This is a genomic window from Bacillus sp. FSL L8-0152, assembly GCF_038006365.1.
GTDB classification, from domain to species: Bacteria; Bacillota; Bacilli; order Bacillales; family Bacillaceae_G; genus Bacillus_A; species Bacillus_A cereus.
On record NZ_JBBOVB010000001.1, the window covers coordinates 2,413,993 to 2,437,461 of the forward strand.

Genomic DNA, 23,469 nt, shown 5'->3' on the forward strand with positions numbered 1-23,469 from the left:
TTGTCTATTAAGAATAAGAAAAGCCACTTATCTGAAGTGAAGTGACCCCTAAAAGTTAGACACGGTTATTTCATTAGGCAGCTTGATAAAAGTGAGTCCGGTATTGTACTGGGCTCATTTTTAATTTTGCCTTAATCCGTTTCGTATTATAATAATCTATATATTTTTCTAATTCTATTTTAAAGTGCTCTACATTTTCAAATTCTTTTATGTAGAGGAACTCCGACTTCATAATCCCAAAGAAATTTTCTATTACTGCGTTGTCGTAACAGTTGCCTTTTCGAGACATACTCTGAACGATAGCTCTTGATTCAAGTGTAAGGACGTACTGTCTCATTTGATAATGCCATCCTTGATCCGAATGCATCAGTAGCTGGTGGGTTTCAGGTAAACGTTCCAATGCTTTCTCTAACATGTCTGAAACAAGCGAATACGTCGGTCTAGAACCAATTGTATAGGTAATAATTTCACCATTATACAAATCTAATACAGGTGATACATACAGTTTTTCTCCAAACAATTTAAACTCTGTGATGTCTGTTACCCACTTTTGATTCGGTGCATCTGTATAAAAATTACGCTCTAAAATATTAGGTGCAATTCTACCGACTTTTCCTTTATAGGATTTATATTTCTTCATACGCACAACACACTTTAACCCAAGCTCTTTCATAATGCGCTGAACCTTCTTGTGGTTCACTTTCTGGCCACGATTCGTTAATTCATCACGAATGCGACGGTAACCATAACGACCTTCATTTTCCTCATAAATCGCTTTAATCTCAGCTTTCAAATCGGCATCTAGATCTGGACGATTCATTTTCTTTACTAAATCATAATACGTGCTTCGAGGAATAGTAGCTAGCTCCACGAGTGCCTTGACCGAATATTTATGCCTTAATTCGTAGACTACTTGCGCTTTGTCTTGTTTTGTGATTTTTCCTTGTTTTGAACTAAGGCATTTAACTTTTTTAAGTACTCATTTTCCATCTCAAGCTGTTTAATGCGTGCTTCAAGTGCTTCGACTGACCCTTCAGCTAAAGGTTGTTTTAATTGTTTATTTGAATCTTTTTTCATGGATGGACGCCCCTTTTTCTTAGATTGAAGGGCATCAATTCCTTGTGTTTCGAGCTGTTTTTTCCAAACAGAAATCGTTGAAGGGGCAGGAATATTAAAGATAGCTGCCGTCTCAAATAAGGACATACCGTTTTCAATCATAAAGTTTAGTACGTCTAGTTTAAATTGTTGTGTGTAATTTGTACATCGTTTTAGAAAAGCTTCCAGACCATTCTGTTTATATTGGTTTACCCAATTCAAAATGATTGTGTCACTTATACCGAGCAATCTACCTATTTCTCGATAACTTTCATTTCCGTTCAAATAACGTAGAACGATTTGTATTTTTTCATCAGCTGTAAATTTAGCCATAGAAAAACTGCACCCCAATTGTTAGACTGTGTCTAACAATTGGGGTGCAGTTCAAATGATTTTATATATAAATATTATCATATAATCCCAAAAAATTCAATGTCAGTCAATTAATTGGTATAAAATTTGGGTTTTGTAGAAAAAGAGCACTATTAAAATAGTGCCCAACTTCAATTCGCAGGAGTATTATGAGGAAACTTAAGTAGGTGGCTTAAGTTTCTCTGTAATAATTATGAATCTATGATTATAAAAATGCCTATATTTTAGAGGGGAGTTAGGGAGTATTTGTATACAGTGAAATCCTTTTTGAAAATATCTTCAACTAATTGAATAGTTTCGGAGTCATAAAAACTTTCATATGTTGGGAGTCGTGGGAATAGAGGGTCAGTAATATCAGCATCTGCATAGTTACCTTTAAAAATGGTGATCCCACTTTGATGATGCCATGACTTAGTTAATATATCTAATGGGGACTTCTTTAAGTCGTATATATTCTCTAAATTTGAGATTTCAGAAGAGAAATTTTCAAGGTGAATATAGTTTGTAACAAACTTTTCTTCATCTTGTACATATTGTTGCACATAGTGGGGGTTCACATCATCTAAATTATTCATATGTGCTTTTAAGTAATATAAAAAAAGTTTAAAGGAGATTTTTTTATTACAGTTTTTATCATGATATAAAAATTGTCTAATTGGCTGCCATTCGGGATGTTCAATATTTGGTGGAGGAATTAGTGAGAGAAATGAACTTACTGCCCTTTTATAGGGATTTCTTACAAGTTTATATGTCGGTTTTTCATTTGTGGATAATGCATTAGCAAGTCCAGTAAAGTAGTATACTGAATTTTTGTAAATGTCGAACTCATAATTATGGATGAATGGGTTATATTTAATAGCTTCCTTAAACAAGTTGATTTGATAAAAAAACCAATGAGCAAGTGATGTACATCCACTTTTTTGACTCCAAAATAATATTATGGGGAATTCTTGATGAAAATGGGGTCCTCGGGCGTATTTCATGATGAAGTCGTAAATATTTGAGTTAGTCATATGTTACCTCCCATCATATTCTAGAAATCTTATCTTTGTATACGGTATGGAGAAAATTCTATATATATGATAAAAGGCTTTGCAGGGCTACCAATTACTTTATAAAAGCGTTATTTGGGAGAAAAAGAATTATTTCAAATGTTGTAGTTGCGATTCAGCCATTCCAGCGCCAATAATAGCACCAATAATTAATGCGCAAGTAATTAAAATACCTAAAATAATTAACATAGCAAAAGTAATTTTTTTCGCTGTATCTCCTTTCGGGGCAAGAATAGCTAAAACAATTGAGATAGGTATTAAATAAATTAAGTAATTGTTTGTATGCCCAGATAATGAAGCAAAAAACACGATTGAAGTTAAAAACATTGAAATAAAACCAAAGTATTCTCTCATTTTGTTATCCTTTCCCGAAAAATGAATTATACAGATTATACCATAAGGGAATTGAATCAGAGTAATTTTTAAACAAAAACGCTATTTTGTTAGAAAGCGAGGTGGATTAATTGAGAGTTGATAAAACTTTATCAGAATTGTGGCACCTTAGAGGTAATACAGATAAAGAAGTGAGTCGCCAGGAATATGAAGAAGAGGTTAAAGAAACAGCGTATATGGCTATAAACACCATACAAAAATTGCAGAGAAGAATAAGTGAGCTTGAATTAGAAAACGATCAATTGAAAGGTATAAATAAGCTTTCTTAATAAAAATTTCATTTTGTCATAAATAAAAAGGCGGTTGTTTCCGCAACCACCTTTTTATAAAGCAGAGCCACTTTTTCAGATATAACATATGGATGATTCCTGAAAAAAGTTATAGGACATAACCCTATTTTTATAACGAAAGTGACGAGCTCAAGTTATAAGAAAGGACTGGATATATTGTATGAAATCTTGTCTAAAGTGTTCGTAAATAAAAGAGCAGCTAGCAAAAGCTAACTGCTCGGGTAATGGAATATGGTTCGAAATGGGTTGTCTACAGTATTAACGGAATATTGAGTTTTATTCAGGGGGTTACTAATTATGTAGGTTACATGAGAAGTCCTATTAACATCCAGGCTGCCCCGATTAGCACTAAAGTTTCAAATGTAATCCAAAATTTTCTTTTTTCTGGTTTTTGAAATTCCTTAATTACAGAGAATAAAGCACTGATTCCTACAAGAGTGAAAAGAGCAATTCGGATTGTTTCAGTCATCTACATCACCACCTAATATTTTAATAATTTAATTATATACTAATTACTATTTTATAGAAATTTAACAAAAAAATCATTTTGTTTATAGAAAAACAAGCTAACACGTTTCATTGATTGGAAATCTTTTCTAAGGTATTCTTAAGAGGATGGGAATAGAAAGAATATCTGTGAAAGGAAAGGGATTAATTTATGTTAGGAAAGTGGTTGAATAAATTAAAAGAACCTAAATGTATACATAGATATAAACTTATTAAAAGTCATGACAATGAAGATTTTAAAACTGATATGATGGGGATAGTTAGTTATTATAAATGTGAAAAGTGTGGGAAAGAGAAGGAAATCAGCAAATATCCTAATGATGTTAATAATGACTATTGGGATATATAAAATAACATTCGAATTTAGTCCGGCTAGAAAACTAGAGGACACCAATTCATTAAAGCAGCAATTAAAGCTGTTTTAATGAATTGGTGTCCTTTTTTATAAGGTATTCTTTGAATTTCTATTTATACTAATATAAATAAAAAATGAATAATCTGGATATAACATACAAAAGATTGTTCAAGAAAGGGCAATATCTATAATAAAATTTGGAGGTAGAATTATGATTGAAAATTTAAAACGACATCCTCACTATGGTCACACTTTAGCTGACCATCCTATGGAGCATCATCGACATCCATTATCACATCACGGTCCTATTGTACATGTTAAAGGAATCATAAAAAAAGTGGAAAAAGATGATACAAACCCTCAAGGGGGTACTCATCAACATATTATAGTTGATCAAGTAGAACTTATTGATGCTCAAGGATTACCAGAATCATTAACCGTGGATACTATAGTATTTTGTGCAATTCGTTATGGAGATAATTTAGGAATAGCAAATCGTATCCCAGATTTAGAAGAGGGAGAAGAAATTGAATTACAAGGTGAGTATTTAGATAAAACTACTGCAACTCCAAGCGAAGGTAATCCAGGGTATGCGGTAATACACTTTACTCATCGCCCTGTAGGGTTTATTAAATATCATGGGAAAGAGTACAGATAGAAGTTTGATTATCAGAAAAAAATAAAACTAATTTTTAATCTATTGAATGGAATGTATCACATGTAAGTGATACATTCCATGAATTATTTTATTACTAATAAATATTTTATATTTAAACGTCGCGCATATCTTTACTCGAACTTTATGGGTGGAAACGTTAAGGAGGAATCATAGATGAAGAAGGAGCTAAAATTAGCGTTTTCTGGAGGTGGATTTAGAGCGACCTTTTATGCATTAGGGGGATATAAACGTTTAGTTGAATGCAAGCTAGATCAATGTGTAAATAGTATTAGTTCTGTTTCAGGTGGCAGCATTACTGCCGCTGCTATTATGCTTGCTTTACATAAAGGTGGATCATTCCGTAATGTAAATGATTTTGAAGAACGCGTAGTAAATCCATTGGTAAAATTAGGACAATTAGACCTTCGTACAAAGTTACTCACGAACTCGTTTACAAAACAAGCATTATCTTTCAAATCCATTCGTGAAAAATGCAGCAAAGCCTTTCCGACAATGTTAGATAAATATTTATGTGAAGGGGTAAGAATGAAGGAATTGGAAAATTCCCCTATAAAATGGTACTGTAATACAACGTGTTTAGATACAATGAGGATGTTTTATTTTTCCAATCAAGAAATATATGGAACACTTATTGGAAAATCACTTGATTTTGATGATATTACAGTCTCTTATGCTGTTGCGACCTCAGCTGCTTTTCCAGTTTTATTTGCACCTATATCACTATCATTAGAGGGAAGAAATTTTAGTGATCCAGAAAATAGGATGCAAGGCAATCCTTTGTTAAAATTTGACACACTCTGGTTTTCTGATGGAGGAGTATTTGATAATATCGGGACTGAGCCAATATTAATATCGGATGGCGAGAACAAAAACAGTAGTTCCCCTTCAAATACAAAACACAGAAAAGAGCCCATGAAATTTATTCCCGACCCAGATGCAAGTATTGATGAAATTTACCTTGTTTTAGATGCTTCTGCATCTGAGAAATTTTGGAAGGAAGATGAAGTACCTTCACATTTTGAATTAACTAAACGGATTTTAGATACATCTAATAGTCAAATTGTAGTTTTAAGGAGAAGATTATTAAAAACCTTAGATTACGAAAAATATCCAGGATTGCAACTTATTCTTAGTAAACCTATTCAATCTTTATTCGAAAAGAATAATAATCCTTTTTATAATGATAAAACATCTTTACCTGATTATAAATTACCAACCGATTCTAAGGAGGTTGAAAGTCTGTTAGCTGGTCTTCGTACTGATTTAGATAGCTTTCATGACAGTGAGATTAATACTTTAATGCGTGCAGGCGAAATAAGAATGGATATCGCGTTAAGATCGTTATTACCTGAGTACATGGAGAATATAAATACAGTGCCTACTCCTGTATTTCCTGCGGGAGATATGGATGGTCTAGAAAAAATATTACGCCGAGGTGGAAAACATAGGTTTACCGGAGGATTTTTTGAGAATGTTCATGATGAAGATAAATTTTAAAACAAGGAAATCTTCTTATAGACATCTCATTTATATTTTTAAATTACATTCAATGTAGAAAAGTAAATTGTAATTATGGAGGGAATAAAAATGAATTATGGCGTTCTAATAGGAAAAGTAGAGGAGACGCATCCGGATAGAAATGCAAATAATCATCATAATCCACATTATGAGGTGAAAGTTAAGACAGAACAAAATAAGGAATATAGTGTTAAAATAAATGTTCGTTCGAAAGAAGCTAATAGTCCAGATTTGTTATACTATGCCGATGAAGATTTTAACGCCAAATCAATTACAATACTTCCTACAATGGAATCAGATTTTCATAAAATTGATTATCATCAAGGTATAAATCCTGATATAGCACTAGATTATATTAGGGGTAATTTGTTTGATCCTCGTAAAATGCAAGTGGTTAGTTTTAATAAGCCTGGAGAGAACAATGACTTGAATGAATTTATCGATAAAAATATGAAAAAGGCAAAAGAATTAAACGATTCCGCTGTTATATATGTCTATGGTACAACATTTCCAGGTGGTATAGATAATATACATATGATGCAAGGGAATAGTGAGATTGAGGTTAAGGAAAATGGAACTTGGCATGATGGAGGGTTTTTACTGCACTTTCCAACTGAAAATAAATGGGTAGCATATTTTTTAGCATTCCAAAGCCAATCATGGTGTACAGATGAGAATGGTATGCCAATGCCTGACAGTGTTGATGGAAATGGTTTTCCTGTTAAAGGTTGTCGATATAATGACACAGATATTTAATAGTGATGTTGCAATTATGATAGTTGGGTACCGACGTGATAAGAAATCTAACAGTACAATCCATACTGAAGGATTGAATTTTGTAAGGTGAACAAAAATAAAATATAGTCCGGCTAGAAAACTAGAGGACACCAATTCATTAAAACAGCAATTCAAGCTGTTTTAGGAATAGGTGTCCTTTTTATTTTGAAAAGGGAGATGGGGAAATATGAGAGCACTAAAAGCCCAATTACGCGAATGGAAAAAGCAATCCAAGCAAGGAAAGAAGAAAAACAAGAAAAAACAAAAAGAGAAATTAAGTACTCGTGAAATTGAGGATTTAATGGGGATGCATAGACCTTGTTATGAACGAAGACGCGGAGCAATAAGACAAAAGTAATTTAAAAATAAAAAGGAGTGGTCTTACATGAATAATTATCTTTCTTACCAAAAATTGATAGAGTAGCAACGCAGAAAAAATTAGAAGGTGTTCTGGAAAGTGTGCGTTTGTATAGGCAGTTTGGAATGATGCGTGAAGAAATGAAAGTCACTCCTTCTTATGAAATTAGATATCACGGGCCTACAAATGATGTAGGGAAGCCACTAGAAGATATAGCGATGGCTAATATTCAACAAAGTAAAAGAGAAGAGTGGATTAAGCAAACATCATTTCGTATTGACCAGTTTCTTAGTCGTTTGGGTAATGGACGTGCAGGAAAGGATCAAAGAGACATCATCATTAAGCGTTATTTAGAAGATGAAGATGTATGTGATTATATGGTATATAACGAAATCGGCATGAGCGAGCGTACTTATCGACGTGTTAAGGCTAGAGTATTTTATAAACTTGCTTTTGCTCTTAGATTAGAAGTTTACGAGACAGAAGAAACTGGAGGTAATGAATAATGAATTTTGTTCAGCCAATACGTGATCCAGAGCAAATACAGCAGCTTAAAGAGTATTTTAAAGAAAAGTGCTTACGTAATTACATTCTCTTCATTATGGGAATCAATACAGGCCTGAGAATCTCGGACATTTTGAAATTGAAGGTAGGAGATGTCAAAGGTAGTCATATATCTATGCGGGAAAAGAAAACAGGGAAACAGAAACGAATACAAATTACTGCAGCACTGAAAAGAGAACTTAAATGGTTTATTGAAGAAAGAGAAAATAATGAGTATTTATTGCAAAGCAGACAAGGTAAGAATCGTCCAATTGGTCGTAGCATGGCATATAAGATATTAAGTGGAGCAGCGGCAGAGTTTGGGTTAGATGAAATAGGGACACATACATTGAGAAAGACATATGGGTATCATATGTATATGCAAACAAAAAACATAGCATTGCTCATGGAGATATTTAATCACTCGTCAGAGAAGGTCACGTTACGTTATATAGGTGTAAATCAAGATGCAATGGATAAGGCAATGACTAGGTTTAAAATTTAATCATTGCTTTTTCTTTTATGATAGTTTAAAATCTTAGTCTGATTGCGATGGGATCACCACAGCAAAAAAATTTGCAGTTTACGTTAAGACCCATTTTAGGCAGAAAAATATTAGTTCTCTGAAGAACTATCATCATCAATCCTGTTTGATAATCTTGAGAAAATATTTATCTAAATAAAAAAATAACATTTTTTAAATTTCCTGTAATTATAATTAAAGGTATTCTGTTAGTGTTATACAAATGTATCTGTCGAGCTATTCCATGTATGAATCTAGTCTGGCAATCAACAGAATATTCCACACACAATTGAAAAAGGGGGAAAGTTTATGCAAAGAATTTTAAAATTCCTGTTCATGTCCGTTTTTTCTTTGATTTGTGTTTTGTATGTTCAAACGAATGCTTTTGCCGCACCAGCATACGAGGGAGTTGTCAAAATGAAGCAGCCGTCAGGCGAAACTTTTGAGGGAACGTTACATGGAGATGAATGGTTCCACTGGGTAAGTACAAAGGATGGCGACGTACTTTTACAAGATCAGAAGGGATATTGGAATTACGCTGAGCTTACATCAGATGAACTGAAATCAACGGGTACAAAATATAAAATTGATAAGAAGCCTTCAATGGCGGTAAATGAGAACAATTTGAAGAAGTGGATAAAAAAATACAACCCTCAAGCAAAGAAAAAGCAGGAGCACATGAATAAATTACAAAACGAATCACCAAAAAATATTGATGGAACTGTCACTCCAGTTTTAGGAAATAAAAAATTACTTGTTTTGTTAATTGGGTTTACAGATGTTGATATTGCATATAACGATAACGACTGGAGTAACAAATTCTTTTCTACAAATCAAAAGTCAGTTAAGAATTACTATAATGAAGTAAGTAACGGAAAAGTACAGATAACTCCAGCTCCTGAAACATATGGTACTCAAAATGATGGAGTAGTTAAAGTGAAATTAGATTACGCTCATCCGAGTACATCGGGAAAAAGTATGGGTACGGTTATAACAGATGCATTGGCTAAAGCTGATTCTCAGGTGAATTTTGCTAGTCTTGATACTAATAATGATCAAGTCATTGACTCTAAAGATGGCTTCTACATTGTAAGTTTAATTGCTGGTAATGAACAAGCTGCTCCTGGTGCTCCACTTCCTTATATTTGGGCACATCAATCGTATGCTCCCAATTCTAATCACGATGGTGTTACGGTATCAGGCATGTATACGGCGCAGGGTGAAAAACAATATGGTCATATGGCAACGATTGGTATCCCTGCTCATGAGTTAGGTCATTCCTTTGGCCTTCCAGATCTATATGGTGATAATAATCGTGTGGGTAGCTTAAGTATAATGGGTAATGGATCTTGGAATAATCTACAAGGAGAAGATTATGGAGCTACACCCGATCATATGGATGCTTGGTCAAAAGTAAAATTAGGATTTGTAACACCAAATGTAGTAAATACCACTAATAACTTTACTCTAAATGCGATCCCAAATAATTATAATGTGTTAAAGATTCCTTTAAAGGATAATACGTATTTTTTAGTTGAGAATCGCGCAAAGGTTGGGTATGATGCAAGCTTACCAACAAATTCTGGTGGTATTGCGGTTTGGCATATTGATGAATCCATGAATAATAATTCCAGTGATCCTCATCCTTTCATTGATATAGAGCAATCAGTCAGTGAATACCAAGACCCGTTCTATTACACGAATCAAAATCATGCTGCTACCTTTGGTCCAGACACTAATCCGAATAGTAATACCTACACGGGAGAAAAATCAGGAGTAACGATTACAACGACAAGTACAAGTAATTCTGCTATGAATGTAGCAGTCACAACAAAAGAAGCTAGTTTAATTCCGCAAACAAACTGGACACTAAAATATGTAGATAGTTATAATTGGTACAATTTAGGTACGTATGCCTTTGATGGAAACAAAGACACATTTTGGCATACAAACTGGAGCCCCGTAGCTCCAATGCCGCACGAGATTCAAATTGATTTAGGTGCAACTTATAACCTCTCCAAATTCAGCTACTTGCCAAGGCAAGACGGCCAAATAAATGGAACGATTAAGGACTATGAGTTTTACGTCAGTAGTGATGGAGTAAACTGGGGAACAGCGGTATCCATAGGTGCTTTTGCAAACAATACTAACTTGAAAGAGGTCAGCTTTGCAAACAAGACAGGTCGTTATATTAAACTACGTGCATTAAGCGAGGTAAACAACAATCCATGGACAAGTGCCGCTGAAATTAATGTATTTGGAGTGGTTCAATAATATATTTGTGAGGTTATCTAATTAAATCATTGATACGCTAGTTCAAAGGGTTATCATCTGCTGAGAGTTCGCTCGGCATTTGATAACCTTTTTGTTCTATACTAGCCAATATGCAAAAGAAAAACATGGATTGATAAAATTCATATTCTTAGCTTGATAGCAATGTGGTGGTACTCCTTACAGTTACTCATAAATTTTGTACTATGTAACTCAAAAAAGAAAGTATTATAAATTCAATGATACCAAGGGATTCAGCGAAGGGGGCAGTTACACACAATATAAGATATAGGTAAGTCATAGAGAACTTGAAATGATATATTAATTACTTTGTGAAAATAGTATGGATTAAGAAGATAATGATTTCAAATCGTCAAAGTAGAGAAAAAGATACGAATGATTAAATTCAAATGTAGGTTATAAAATTATTAATATAAATATAACGATTTTAAAAATGGTCAATGACATTTTCCTCAAAAATGGAAAAGTTGATATAACGTTGGACAGAAGATGGTTCACACAAATATGACATCTATAGTCCACAAACATAAGATCAAAATATGTCAGCCGAAAGATTAAAACAACTAACGGAAGCGGAACTAAAGAAACGTATTAATAGCACTGTACAGTATGAAGTAACTCCAATTGCATTAGAAAAGATATTTGGTTTATCTCATGAAAAAGTAAATAAGGGCGATATTGTCCATTTCAAAGATACAAAATTTACGCCACCTTTGTTTTTAGAAGCACGTCTTATCGCAGCGGATGAATGTGATACAAATGCGGCAAATGATAAATATTATTTTGGTGATTTTAAAGAAGTAGAAGATACGAGAAGTCTGTTAGATCACATGTATGCCCAAGTTATGGGCAGTCTAGCTGGAAAAGCAAATAAAGGCTTGTTAGATAAGTTGGAAGAACTTGTGAAAGAGACAAATGAACAAGTTGATGTTGTGAAAAAGGAATCAGAAGCAGCAAAAAAGTTAGCAGAAAAAGTACAAGAAAACCTTAAAAATTATCAAACAAAAATTATTGAAAGCGCAAAACCACCGACAATCGGTTTAGAAAATGGAAAAACCTTATGGTTAGATATTTCAAACGGCAAGCCTGGCATCCTCAAATTATGGAAGAATGGCAATTGGGAGTCGGTTGTTCCTGATATGGACAAAGTAAAGGAAGATACCTTAGAGCAAGTCAACAAAGATATTGAAACCACAAAAACAGAGTTGAATAAAAAAGTTCAAGAAGCACAAAATCAAGCAACAGGACAATTTAATGAAGTGAATGAAAGATGTTGAAGATTACGTTGGTGGAATTGGTAACCAAACGGTTTTACGCAATGTCTTGTAGAAGAACGACACGAAATATTGGCAATTAACTTCAAACGCAGTAAGAGATACACAAGTCACTTATAAGAGGTGCAATTCACTTAGTGTTATTACTACAGGTAATATGACTTATTCTTTATCCTGTTTCTTTCTTAGTTGTACCTAGCGCGTTTTTATAATTCTTTATTTAATTCCTAATTTAAAGAACAAACTATCTTAAATAACATGATTTATATGACTATGTATACTCTTTTTGAAAAATATTGTAATTAATTAACATTTGAAACTATAACACAAATTATTTAAATAATATATCTAAATTTATCGTCATCACAATGGTGCTTGTTTTTAAATTTTCAGCAATCATTATTCCAGGAAATCTTTTATGCCTCCCTTCAATTAGGGTCAGTATTATTCTATGTTTTAGTAAAAAAACTGCTTGTTTATTAACCTATTATTATACTTTTATATGATAGAGAGCTTTCTACTAGATATAGAATTCATAAAAACTATGCTAATTTTTAAGGGAGAGTGGATAGAACTACTGATTATGAAATTAATCAACACACATTTATCAAAGAAAATATTCTAATTTAAAATAATTTCTTATTTTGGAGTATACTGTCTTGAATGTATATTTCAAAATTGAATAGGTAAAAGATTTTATGTAACAACAAATAAAACTTCAGTATATGTAAAGCGATTTTTTACGAATATATAGCTTGATAAAAATAAAAATCATCATTTGGTAACCATGTTCATATCGTGATATCCAAAATTAAATTCAAGATAACTCATGTAATAAAGACTTCATAATTTTACCGAATCTGCGAGATACGTTGAAAACAGAATTTGTATTCCTCTAAATATATTAATTTTCAGAATTTTCAATAAAAATGATTAGATTATACTAACTTAATGATAATGATTAAAAAGGCTACTATAGAACCCAAACATTAGTAGAAGAAAGACATATACAAGTATTATGAGTTTGAAAATTTCATAAACTCTAAAATCTTATAAAAAGAGGAGCATAAAACATGAGCGAACAATGTCCAATTAATGTACCATGTCAGGTAGCGGGACAAACCCAAACACCATTAAGTGATGAGACTGCAACACCAATTGTTACTCCAGGAGCACCTATTGTAAAGATTCCAGTTGTATTAGCAGAAAGAACGCTTCAAATTGTTGTAGAGTCCGATATTTCATTAGAGCCTCCAGCAGTCGAAATTAAACGCATCTTAAAAAACGTATTTTTAACACAATGTAAGTTAGTGCCTGTAGCATTCGTACCAGTACCAGGTACACCTTACCGACGAGTTACAAGAGCGAAATTATTTGTACAAGGCTATATTCGTAAAAATATTGAATATGCAAATGACGAGTGTAATGGAGTTCTATATGATCGTATTGCAAATGTTCCATTTTCTGGTTTTGCAGATCTGACAGAAGGTGATTTTCTATCATTAGCTTTAGTAGCTTCTTCTTCGGACACTACTTCTCATTTTATAAATCCTAAAAACGGTGATTTACCACGTCTAGACAAATATTTCTTTGAAAATGCAGTTTTTTATAACGAACAACCATATTGTGAATTAGTAAGCGCTCAATTTTTTGAATTAGACTTTTCACCTTGTCCTACAAACCTAAACGAACCATTTGATACGCTTCGTGAAAAAATTGTACTAGATCTTACTTTAAAAGTTTTACAAGTACAACAAGTACAAGTAGCACTATAAAAATAAAAAGAAATTGTCTTTGTTAAAAAGACAATTTCTTTTTTATTTTTATACAACATATATAATGATGAAATGGTCACATACAAAAAACAAATTTTTTGAATTTCATTAGACGGGGGGATGGTGATGAAAAATCCATGGATTGGTAAGGGGATATGGGATGAAATTTACAAGTATAAAAAACTGAATATACAAGATAATTTACACGAAAAAAGAGGGGGAAAAGAAGAAATACCACCTGAATTAAAGGGAGAATATGTAGCATCAAAATTAGAGAAAGAAGGTAAAGCGTCTGGATCACAAATAGGGCCTTTAATACGCTCACTGGTGGTCAAAACTCCATTTTCTATTTTTTCAGAAGTAACTAGTTTTAAAATATTTCCAAAAATAAATGTTAAAAATCAAGAAGCATTTGTATTTAGGAATGAAAAAGGTGTAGAAGGGCGTGAATTAGATTGTAAGTTATTAACTACAGTGCAACAATATTATTCGGATAGTTATTGTAAATTAGTTTCTTTAAATCTTCATGAGAAGAGAATTCATTTTGAATTATATAACCAAAAAAATAAAGGGAATAAAGAAGAGAATAAGGTAGAGGCATCTTCATGGATTCCTATTCACAGTATAATATTAGAGAGTGAAAATGGGGAAGACGTAAATAATTTTATTACAGCGAAACTACCAATAGAAATAGGAAGATATAAAGGTGAAATTAGTTTACGAGAAAAGGTTGTATTTAAAGAAAAAGTCATAGGAATAAAAGAGGTTGAACAGGAGATTATTTTGACAAAAACCGAATTTTTAATACCAAAGGTAAAAAAGAATGAGCAAAATACACTTACAGTTGAAAAAGGGAGCTTATTGGTAGAAGGGTATATATATCAATGTATTGAATACATATCAGAACAAAGTAAACTTCATGATAATGAGCATCAGTTAATGCAAAATATTGTATTGGAGTTAATCATTCAAGTAATACAAGAACAAGAAGTACAAGTGCGAATTAAATAAAAATAATTATATTCCCTCGATTAGCTGATTATTTTTATTCGTAGTGTATCGATGGGTATTCTTTTGTAAATCATTCAGTGCTGCAAACTATTTGTTAAATGGTTTATCCTTGATAAATTCAATTTTACATTGTTACTAAATTGTATGAATCTCCTCTGGTTTAAGTTTTAAAAAAGTGCTAACAAGTTTGCAAGCGATCTTGCTAACACTTATACAGAATAGACATAAATTATCGCTGATATGTCGTTTTTTAAAATAGTCTTAATCAGTTAAATCACACTTATACGAAATGCTCATAAAAACCGTCTTAGTATCAAGAATATAACATGTTAGGTCAAACAAACCTTGATATAACAATGTTTGTTTAACTTGAATTTGTAAAACATTTACATTTTATAAATGCAAGTTATCCAAATCAACGTAATTATAAACATAAACATGATTAACACCAATCGGTTTACGTGACATTCGTATATTTTAAGTCTTTGATAAATAATACAATTTAAATTTTGCAGATCAGTAGAATGAGGAAATATGCTTAGAGTATTAGCGAAACCCAACCCTAATCAATTCTTCATCATTTATTTCAATTACGAATCTATATTCTTTGTCTAATAGCCAGTAATAAAAACTGACTGCATCAACGTCAACTAGTGATTGGAATACTTTATCAAGATTTGTACTTACTACAGGGATTTCATAGTTATCCCATATTATAAAAATCTGTTCGTCAAAATCTAGTTGGTTTGCTCTAATAAGGGAAATTATTTGTTCTTTGTTCGAAGCTATGAATTGGTTATCTATCTGTTCCCAATCTATTCTTCCCGAGACAGTTATAGGAAATGAATTCATTAAAATAGTAGCAATCTGTTGGCTTTTTTCTTGGGAGAAAATGAGAGTTTCGTTTCCTAGGGATTCAAGGCATTCACTAAACAAAGGGTTTGTGTCATTGTTGTTTTTGGTTTTCAGTGCTCTTAACTTTTGTCGCAATTTCCATTGTCTTGACGATCTATCATCCATTTTTAACATTCCTTATACAATTATTTAAGAATGAGTATAGCATATAAGGGAAGTCTTTATGAAAAGGAACTTTTTAAATATAAATTAAATAAAAGCGTTATTTGAAAAAAAGCCTTTTAAGGAAAGATAAGAGGCCATCAAAAAATATAACAACATGAAAATTTTATATTATGTATATACAATTTAAAGAGTTAGTGGAAATAATAAAATGTATAAAATTCTTATAAAAAAGCCCTAAGATTAGGGGATCTAGGGCTTCCTCTGTTGGTATATCTCACACGACATTATAAAAAGAAAAGAACTTAATGAAGGTAACACATGAATGTTTCGTAAATGTATCAAAAAAGTGAACAAAAGCGTTATTTTATTAGAAAAGTATGATTGTATGAAATAACATGTATGAAAGAAGAGGCGTTAGCAAAAATATCCCTTAACGAAATCGGCTTTATTTTTCAGCAAAGTAACCTTCTTAAGTGACTCATGTTGTATAGGTAGCAGAGAAAACAAAAAGAGTTCTTTTTATGGAGGACGGAGAAGTTGTTAGTGAAATACAACTAGGCAAGTTTAGGAATGATGATTTAAAAGCGTGAGAAGAGAAATTGTTAAAATGGTTAGCTGTACTCGGATTTTAAAGACAAAAACTCCTATTGAATATAGGAGTTTTTTCTTTGTTTGAAAGTTCGAAAAGATATATAATAATTTTCTGACTATTAATTTATGGAGGGGTATTAATGAAAACTGAAACGTTACACACACAAGAAGATATTTTAAAAATGCTTGATTCATTATTAAGACCTGCTGAACCCTTTTGGAATGAGTTTTATGAGAATAGAGAAAAGGATGTTCCGTTTTTTGAAAATGTTCCAGATGAGAATCTAGTTTCTTATATACAAAAAGAGAGAGTTTTAAAAGGGAAAGTATTAGAACTTGGATGTGGTCCGGGTAGAAATGCAATTTATCTAGCGAATGAAGGATTTGATGTAACAGCAGTGGATTTATCTGTAGAAGGCATTAACTGGGCAAAAGAGAGGGCATTGGCAAAAGGGGTAGAAATTCATTTTATTTGTGATTCAATCTTTAATTTAGAGGTTCAAAATGAATTTGATTTTGTATATGATTCGGGCTGTTTGCATCACATTCCACCGCATAGAAGAATAAATTATGTGGATTTAATTAAAAACTCATTAAAATCGGGTGGTTATTTCGGATTAACATGTTTTGCGGCAGGCGATTTAGATGAGCGAAATGGATCAGAAATAACAGATTGGGACGTATATAGAGAATGGAGTCTACAAGGTGGTCTTGCATACTCGGAAGAAAAGTTAAGAGAGATATTTAAAGAATTTGAGGTAATTGAGATTAGAAGGATGAAACAAATGAAACAACCGAATGAAATGTTTGGAGAATCATTTCTTTGGACAGCATTATTTAAGAAGAAATAATAAAGTAGATAATTGACAAACTCATCGTTTTTATAGACAATATATTAATAGGAATATACGTTCGGTTTTTGAGTGACGTATGTTTTACATAAATACATAACAAGGGGCTGTCTCCATATGAGTAACGCAAATCAAAAAATTACTACGTTTTTAATGTTTGAGGGCAAAGCTGAAGAAGCAATGAATTTTTATACGTCGCTATTTGATCAATCGGAAATTGTAAGTATTTCTCGCTACGATGAAAATGGACCTGGTAAAGAGGGAACTGTAATTCATGCAACTTTTACGCTAAATGGCCAAGAGTTTATGTGTATTGATAGTTATGTAAATCATAATTTTACATTCACTCCAGCTATGTCTCTTTATGTAACTTGTGAGACAGAAGAAGAAATTGAAACGGTCTTTCATAAACTAGCGCAGGATGGAGCAATTCTCATGCCTTTAGGTTCTTATCCGTTTAGTAAAAAGTTTGGCTGGTTAAATGATAAGTATGGTGTATCTTGGCAGTTAACTCTTGCGGAATAAAAAAGAAAAAGCATAGCTTATTTGTTTAATGGATTTAGTTAAAAGCTTGAAAAACTAAATAACATAAAAAAGCGTTCCAACTGTCAACAGATTTGGAATGCTTTTTTTGTGTCTTTTTAGAATTTTTAGTAATTATTAGTGTTTATCTGTTAATATAAATATAGACAACTATGTATGAACTATCAGACGGGTTAATAGAAAAAGGAAAGCATAAATAGTTAATAAGTTTACACTTAAAATCCAACTAGATAGTTAGGAGGACTAATCGCGATGGATACTACACAACAAAACAGCAATGCATGGGATAAGAAGGTTGAAGAAGGTTCTAGATACACGCAGCCTGTAAGTAGCGAGATTGTTGAGAAAAGCAAATTAGGTGAATGGGAGATTACAGTCACTACGGAAAAATCAGTTCCTAGAGAGTGGTTTCCAAAGTCATTAGATGGATTAAAGATACTTTGTTTAGCATCAGGTGGTGGACAACAAGCACCTGTTCTAGCTGCTGCTGGAGCAGATGTAACAGTAACTGATATATCTAAGAAGCAATTGGAACAAGATGAAAAGGTAGCAAAAAGGGATGGTTTGTCTTTAAAAACCGTACAAGGAGATATGTCAGACCTTGGTGATTTTGAGGATGATTATTTTGATATTGTTGTAAATCCTGTCTCTAATTTGTTTGTAAAAGATGTTCATCTTGTATGGAATGAAGTTTCTAGGGTTTTAAAGAATAAAGGTATTCTTATTGCTGGATTTACAAATCCGTTACTATGGATCTTTGATGATAACCAAGAACAAAAAGGTATTCTTGATGTTAAACATTCAATTCCTTCATCAACATTGGATTATTTACCAGAGGATGAAGTTCAAGATTACATCGATTCAAATCAAACAATAGAATATGCGCATACTTTAGAAGACCAAGTCCAAGGCCAAGTTGAAGCTGGTTTTGCTATAACAGGTTTTTTTGAGGATGATTTTGGTGGAACAAGGATATTAGATAAGCATATTAAAACATTTATTGCGACAAAAGCTATAAAGTTAAAGATGGATTAAGAATTTTTGCTTGTCATACGGGGCGTTAGTCGAAGAATGCTCTTAAAATAGAAAAGGATGGTGCTTTCCATCCTTTTCCTTATGTATTTTGAGTGTCGAAACTATTCTCAAAACAAGTTTTACACTACCAATTGTATAATTAGGTTATGCTTTTATATTAAGAATTTTGCTGACCGAATCTTTTCCCGAGTTTAGCTAACAATTCAGGTTGATCGCTTTGGCTCATTATAACTTCAATAAAGATAAGTTGATTCTTATTAAAAGTTATATTTGTTAAGACTTCTGCTAATTCTGCTTCATTTTCTACTTTAAATGTTAGACTTTTTTCTTCTGATCCAAATACCATTGATAGTTTATTGTAATCCCACATTTGTATATCATTATAAAGTTGGTTTTGGCCGTGAATGGCACGTTCAACAGTGTATCCGTTGTTATTGATTAAAAATATAATCGGTTTTAAATTTTGACGTAGTATAGTTGATAACTCTTGGGCAGTTACTTGGAAAGAACCATCACCAATAATTAAAATGTTGCGCCGTGATAAATTGGCGAGCTGTGTACCAAGTAGAGCGGGCAGTGTATATCCGATAGATCCCCATAACGGTTGTCCTACATATGCAGTGTTATTAGGTAGAGGGATAGCAGCACTACCAAAGAAAGGTGTTCCTTGTTCTACAATTAAGATGTCGTTTTCTTGTAAGAAATGGTACATTTGCTGCCAAAAACGTTTTTGTGTGACCATTTGTGCTTTTGGATTGAACTCTTCAGTAAAAGGTGATGGTGCTGAAATAAATGGCTTAATTTCAAGAGTATCTTTATTACGATGCGCAATTGAATCACTTAAATGTTGTAAAACATCCTGCATTACAACTGGACCGTATTTTTTATCTATAATTTTCACAGTGTAGGGATGGATTTCTATAACTTGTTCTTTTGTAAAACCTTGTGTGAAGCCGCCTGTAATAGTATCAGTTAACTTCACACCAATACTAATAATACAATCAGATTCATCAATTCTTTTTCTCAAGTACGGAGAACTTACATCACCAGTATAAATCCCTATAAATTGAGGGTGTTTTTCTGGGAATATTCCTTTTCCCATACTTAACGTCGCGATGGGAAACCCAGTTTTTTCTACGAATTGATGTAAATTTTCTTTAGCGTGAAATCGATCTACTTCAAAATCAGCTAAAATTACAGGTTTTTTGGCATTATTTATTATTGAAGTGGCATGTAGAAGCATTTTATCCAACGCTTCTTTATTACTTAAAATCGGTTTATATAAAATTGGTTCTGTAGGTTTATTAATTGGTTTATTATACACATCAATCGGCAAATTAATATGAACCGGGCGTTTTTCATTCCAACATGCGCGTAAAACACGGTCAATTTCCTCAGCAGCATGCTCAGGTGTTACATTTGTTTGTGCCACAGTGATTTCTCGATACATATTGGAAAAGTGATCGAACTTTCCATCTCCTAACGTATGATGGACGATTGCTCCATTTTCCATTACTTTTGTTGGTGGCGTACCCGTGATTTTTATAACTGGCACGTTTTCCGCATATGAGCCAGCAATACCGTTAATAGCGCTTAATTCTCCAACACCGAAAGTAGTAATAAGAGTAGCGATTCCTTTTATGCGAGCGTACCCATCTGCTGCATATGCAGCATTTAATTCATTACAATTGCCAATCCACTTTAACTTTTTATGTGCCACCACATCATCTAAAAAGGCAAGATTATAATCACCAGGAACCCCAAATATATGTTCAATTCCTAATTCGTGTAGTCTATCCAATAAATATGTACTTACAGTGTATTGTTTTTTCAAATGAATCAGTTCCTAATTATGCAATGAATGTTTCAATAGACTGAACAAGTTCTAATGCGTTGATTAAAATATTCATTACTAGATTGTGGTATAATTTACATACAGGGGGAAAGTAGATGACACAACATAAAGAAGAACAGATGAATGAGGCATTAGCATTATTTTATTTTGCATATAAAACATTTACTGAAAAGCCAGATGAAATTATAAAAGAATATGGCATTCAACGAGTACATCATCGAATTTTATTTTTTATCGCACGTTTTCCAGGGATAAGTGTAAATGAGTTATTATCACTATTAGAAATAAGTAAACAAGCCCTTCACGGACCGTTACGTCAACTTGTGGAAAAGGGCTTAATTGAGAGTAATGAGGCTATGCATGATCGACGTGTAAAACAGTTGTCTTTAACAGAAAAAGGTGCAGATTTAGAGAAAAAACTGAGTGATGTACAAAGACAACAAATGGGTGTTATTTTTTCAAAATTTGGTGAATCATGTGAGGACAATTGGCACCAAGTTATGAATGAAATGGCAAATAGCCGATCAGGTTTTGATGCTTGGGTATCAAAACGGGAAATACCAGTCGATCAAAAATAATGAAAAAACTTCTGTTTTTATCGTTTGAAAAAGAACAAATTTTATCCATACATTTGGCAACTATGATTTGGTCATAGAGTGAATGGATAAAAAGATACATTACTAGATACTTTATACGTGTACGCAATAGAACAATAAAATTCACATTTCCGAAAGGGGAATTATAATGATAAAACTTGTACTTATTCGTCACGGACAAAGTTTATGGAATCTTGAAAATCGCTTTACTGGATGGACAGATGTTGATTTATCAGAGAACGGATTAAGTGAAGCGAGAGAAGCAGGAGCAATATTAAAGAAAAACGGATATACTTTTGATGTGGCTTATACATCTGTATTAAAACGCGCAATTCGGACGTTATGGATTGTACTTCATGAGATGAATCTTACTTGGGTCCCAATACATAAATCTTGGAAGCTAAATGAAAGGCATTATGGTGCATTGCAAGGGTTGAATAAAGATGAAACTGCTCAAAAATATGGTGAGGAGCAAGTTCATATTTGGAGAAGAAGTGTTGATGTAAGACCACCGGCTCTTACTGAAGACGATTCTCGATATGAAGCGAATGATCCAAGATATAAAACACTCAAAAAAGGTGAATTCCCATTAACTGAATGTTTAGAGGATACGGAGAAGAGAGTACTTGCTTATTGGCATTCAGAAATTGCGCCGACATTAAAAAGTGGTAATAAAGTAATTATTTCATCACACGGTAACACAATTCGCTCGCTAGTAAAATACTTAGATAACCTTTCAAGTGATGGTGTAGTTTCATTAAATATTCCAACTAGCATTCCGCTTGTTTATGAATTAGACGAAAACTTACGTCCGATTCGTCATTATTATTTAAGTATGGATGGAGAAGTACCTGAAGGGGAAATTCCGAAACATATTTCTTTTTAATACGAAAATTTGAAATGAATGCTTGTCTACATATACAATATAGACTCATGGTAAAGTGAAATTTTAATCAGTGGGGGTCTTACTGCCCACAAATAACAGGATAAAAGACGTGGTACTTTCTAATATATATGCGATGTAGCTAATTTTAGAAGCTTGTCCACGTCTTTTGTCATAAAGAGAGCAGCTTGCGCATGTAATGATATCGTGAGTAGTTTTTGAATGGAGGGTGATGTGATTAATGATCTCTAACATTCGAATTGGCTTATTTGTTTTAGCGATTGTCTTTGTAGTCCTTGTTTTCTTTTATTGGAAAAATGAGGAGTTATACGAGGAGAAAAAGCAACGTATTAGAAAGACTTGGTATGGTTTGTTTATCATATCTGTCACCGTGTATTTCATGATAAAAGGAATTGATTTAACCCTCTGGAAAAATCTTTTAATGTTTACTGCAATGGTTATTTTTGTTGATATTGCGTTCATTTTAACACCTAATATTTCTGAAATATGGGGTGCGAAATTTAGCGATATTGGCAAAACAGTTCAATCAATAAAACGATCATTAATTGCATCTAAGGCGAGAGGAGAAATATACACGACAATTATTCAAAATGTTAATCCATCAGTATTCGGTACGATGGAATGGCATACGGAAGAGGAATATACAAAGAGCTTAAATGCATTTTTAGATTCATATGGGGAAAAGATTGGTGCGAAAATTGTTGTTTTTGAAGCCGCGAAGGAATTAAATACAAACTTTCGTGGTATTCGCTCGCAATTTAGTATTATCGTTCCGTTAGAACATATAGAGCAATTGAATGAGCAGAAAGCGGTGCAAGTAGAAAATGTCGGGATTATACCAGCAAAAATAGTAAGTGACGTTTTCATTGTTATTGATGGAAAGAAAAATAACCTGCAAGATCGGGATTTTGAAAATGTATATAATTTAACAATACATCATAGTTATTTTAGTAAATAAGGACAGAATCTTTTTCTGTCCTTTTCTTCTATACATAAATTAAAAACAAAATCCGACAAAGTTGAATAAAATTGGACAATCATTCCTACACTAGCATGTAGAGGTGATTGTAGTGGTAAAAGATTATGACAATGATTTTTTTAAAGAAGATAACGAAGATACAACAGATTTCTCTTTAATAAAAGGGGATACGTTGCAGCAAGTAGAAGAATTAGAAGAAGAATTAAAAAGAAAATCATAAGTGTACACTCTTTCTACATTTGCTATATAATATAAATAAAAGGTTGTATCTTTTTGAAAAG

Annotated in this window: 24 protein-coding genes and 2 pseudogenes; 20 read left to right on the top strand and 6 right to left on the bottom strand. The window is 32.7% G+C overall.

Going from position 1 to position 23,469, the window contains the following annotated elements; translation table 11 throughout:
- Positions 1–73: 73 nt before the first annotated feature.
- From MHH27_RS12275 to MHH27_RS12285, 3 genes are all read right to left on the bottom strand, one after another.
- Positions 74–1,428 (bottom strand): IS3 family transposase gene (locus MHH27_RS12275; protein WP_340942635.1). Its coding sequence is split into 2 segments (ribosomal slippage): positions 74–975 and positions 975–1,428, totalling 1,356 coding nucleotides; the frame shifts between segments, so codons are not numbered across the junction.
- A gap of 263 nt (positions 1,429–1,691) precedes the next feature.
- A complete protein-coding gene (locus MHH27_RS12280) occupies positions 1,692–2,480 on the bottom strand; it encodes a sulfotransferase family 2 domain-containing protein (protein ID WP_254488457.1) in 789 nt (262 codons plus the stop codon).
- A gap of 129 nt (positions 2,481–2,609) precedes the next feature.
- Positions 2,610–2,873, bottom strand: coding sequence for a hypothetical protein (locus MHH27_RS12285; protein ID WP_080773562.1), 264 nt, complete (start codon positions 2,871–2,873; stop codon positions 2,610–2,612).
- Positions 2,874–2,983: 110 nt separating this feature from the next.
- On the opposite strand from MHH27_RS12285, the gene MHH27_RS12290 reads away from it, so the two are divergent.
- Entirely contained in the window at positions 2,984–3,181 is a 198-nt protein-coding gene (locus MHH27_RS12290) for a hypothetical protein (protein ID WP_061666382.1), read from the top strand.
- 325 nt (positions 3,182–3,506) lie between these two features.
- Here MHH27_RS12290 and MHH27_RS12295 read toward each other — a convergent pair whose 3' ends face one another.
- Positions 3,507–3,671, bottom strand: a complete 165-nt coding sequence (locus tag MHH27_RS12295) for a hypothetical protein (RefSeq protein ID WP_000140899.1) — start codon at positions 3,669–3,671, stop codon at positions 3,507–3,509.
- A 189-nt stretch (positions 3,672–3,860) separates the two neighbouring features.
- Between MHH27_RS12295 and MHH27_RS12300 the strand changes: the two genes are divergently transcribed.
- The 11 genes and pseudogenes from MHH27_RS12300 to MHH27_RS12350 all read left to right on the top strand — a co-directional run bounded on the left by MHH27_RS12300 (position 3,861) and on the right by MHH27_RS12350 (position 14,814).
- Positions 3,861–4,058: a hypothetical protein gene (locus MHH27_RS12300; protein ID WP_340942690.1), complete on the top strand. Its 198-nt coding sequence runs from the start codon at positions 3,861–3,863 to the stop codon at positions 4,056–4,058.
- Positions 4,059–4,275: 217 nt separating this feature from the next.
- Positions 4,276–4,722 (top strand): hypothetical protein, encoded by a 447-nt coding sequence (locus MHH27_RS12305; protein WP_098974172.1) that lies wholly within the window; start codon positions 4,276–4,278, stop codon positions 4,720–4,722.
- A gap of 174 nt (positions 4,723–4,896) precedes the next feature.
- Complete coding sequence (locus tag MHH27_RS12310; protein WP_340942693.1) at positions 4,897–6,240, top strand: patatin-like phospholipase family protein; 1,344 nt, start codon at positions 4,897–4,899, stop codon at positions 6,238–6,240.
- A gap of 90 nt (positions 6,241–6,330) precedes the next feature.
- Positions 6,331–7,017, top strand: a complete 687-nt coding sequence (locus MHH27_RS12315; RefSeq protein ID WP_340942697.1) for a YukJ family protein — start codon at positions 6,331–6,333, stop codon at positions 7,015–7,017.
- A 208-nt stretch (positions 7,018–7,225) separates the two neighbouring features.
- Positions 7,226–7,396, top strand: coding sequence for a hypothetical protein (locus MHH27_RS12320; RefSeq protein ID WP_340942700.1), 171 nt, complete (start codon positions 7,226–7,228; stop codon positions 7,394–7,396).
- Positions 7,397–7,449: 53 nt separating this feature from the next.
- Positions 7,450–7,902 (top strand): ArpU family phage packaging/lysis transcriptional regulator, encoded by a 453-nt coding sequence (locus MHH27_RS12325; protein ID WP_340944830.1) that lies wholly within the window; start codon positions 7,450–7,452, stop codon positions 7,900–7,902.
- On the top strand, positions 7,902–8,444 hold the full coding sequence (locus MHH27_RS12330) for a site-specific integrase (protein WP_340942706.1): 543 nt from the start codon (positions 7,902–7,904) through the stop codon (positions 8,442–8,444). The genes MHH27_RS12325 and MHH27_RS12330 overlap by 1 nt, the downstream gene beginning before the upstream one ends.
- Positions 8,445–8,771: 327 nt before the next feature.
- Positions 8,772–10,736: a M6 family metalloprotease domain-containing protein gene (locus tag MHH27_RS12335; protein ID WP_340942709.1), complete on the top strand. Its 1,965-nt coding sequence runs from the start codon at positions 8,772–8,774 to the stop codon at positions 10,734–10,736.
- A gap of 494 nt (positions 10,737–11,230) precedes the next feature.
- Positions 11,231–12,031: pseudogene (locus MHH27_RS12340) on the top strand (distal tail protein Dit); the annotation flags it as partial.
- A 1,070-nt stretch (positions 12,032–13,101) separates the two neighbouring features.
- Positions 13,102–13,803: a CsxC family protein gene (locus MHH27_RS12345; RefSeq protein WP_001294982.1), complete on the top strand. Its 702-nt coding sequence runs from the start codon at positions 13,102–13,104 to the stop codon at positions 13,801–13,803.
- A 126-nt stretch (positions 13,804–13,929) separates the two neighbouring features.
- Positions 13,930–14,814, top strand: a complete 885-nt coding sequence (locus tag MHH27_RS12350) for a BC_2427 family protein (RefSeq protein ID WP_340942712.1) — start codon at positions 13,930–13,932, stop codon at positions 14,812–14,814.
- 546 nt (positions 14,815–15,360) lie between these two features.
- On the opposite strand, the gene MHH27_RS12355 is transcribed toward MHH27_RS12350, so the two are convergent.
- On the bottom strand, positions 15,361–15,834 hold the full coding sequence (locus MHH27_RS12355; RefSeq protein WP_048558849.1) for a CDI toxin immunity protein: 474 nt from the start codon (positions 15,832–15,834) through the stop codon (positions 15,361–15,363).
- Between the two features lie 491 nt (positions 15,835–16,325).
- On the opposite strand from MHH27_RS12355, the pseudogene MHH27_RS32015 reads away from it, so the two are divergent.
- The 4 genes and pseudogenes from MHH27_RS32015 to MHH27_RS12375 form a co-directional block, all read left to right on the top strand.
- Positions 16,326–16,424 (top strand): annotated as a pseudogene (locus MHH27_RS32015) (ABC transporter ATP-binding protein); the annotation flags it as partial.
- 141 nt (positions 16,425–16,565) lie between these two features.
- Positions 16,566–17,276 (top strand): class I SAM-dependent methyltransferase, encoded by a 711-nt coding sequence (locus MHH27_RS12365; protein ID WP_340942715.1) that lies wholly within the window; start codon positions 16,566–16,568, stop codon positions 17,274–17,276.
- 117 nt (positions 17,277–17,393) lie between these two features.
- Positions 17,394–17,801 carry a VOC family protein gene (locus MHH27_RS12370; RefSeq protein ID WP_000063589.1) on the top strand — a complete coding sequence of 136 codons (408 nt, stop codon included), beginning with the start codon at positions 17,394–17,396 and terminating at the stop codon, positions 17,799–17,801.
- Between the two features lie 270 nt (positions 17,802–18,071).
- Entirely contained in the window at positions 18,072–18,854 is a 783-nt protein-coding gene (locus MHH27_RS12375) for a class I SAM-dependent methyltransferase (protein ID WP_098533822.1), read from the top strand.
- Between the two features lie 157 nt (positions 18,855–19,011).
- Here MHH27_RS12375 and MHH27_RS12380 read toward each other — a convergent pair whose 3' ends face one another.
- The gene (locus MHH27_RS12380) at positions 19,012–20,697 is read right to left on the bottom strand and encodes an alpha-keto acid decarboxylase family protein (protein WP_340944832.1); all 1,686 of its coding nucleotides are present in this window, start codon (positions 20,695–20,697) and stop codon (positions 19,012–19,014) included.
- 107 nt (positions 20,698–20,804) lie between these two features.
- On the opposite strand from MHH27_RS12380, the gene MHH27_RS12385 reads away from it, so the two are divergent.
- From MHH27_RS12385 to MHH27_RS12400, 4 genes are all read left to right on the top strand, one after another.
- Positions 20,805–21,287, top strand: coding sequence for a MarR family winged helix-turn-helix transcriptional regulator (locus MHH27_RS12385; RefSeq protein WP_000191887.1), 483 nt, complete (start codon positions 20,805–20,807; stop codon positions 21,285–21,287).
- Positions 21,288–21,453: 166 nt separating this feature from the next.
- Entirely contained in the window at positions 21,454–22,191 is a 738-nt protein-coding gene (gpmA, locus tag MHH27_RS12390) for a 2,3-diphosphoglycerate-dependent phosphoglycerate mutase (RefSeq protein ID WP_098533817.1), read from the top strand.
- Between the two features lie 238 nt (positions 22,192–22,429).
- Entirely contained in the window at positions 22,430–23,167 is a 738-nt protein-coding gene (locus tag MHH27_RS12395) for a type II toxin-antitoxin system SpoIISA family toxin (RefSeq protein WP_000624982.1), read from the top strand.
- Positions 23,168–23,279: 112 nt separating this feature from the next.
- Positions 23,280–23,408 carry a hypothetical protein gene (locus tag MHH27_RS12400; RefSeq protein ID WP_000237818.1) on the top strand — a complete coding sequence of 43 codons (129 nt, stop codon included), beginning with the start codon at positions 23,280–23,282 and terminating at the stop codon, positions 23,406–23,408.
- Positions 23,409–23,469 lie beyond the last annotated feature (61 nt).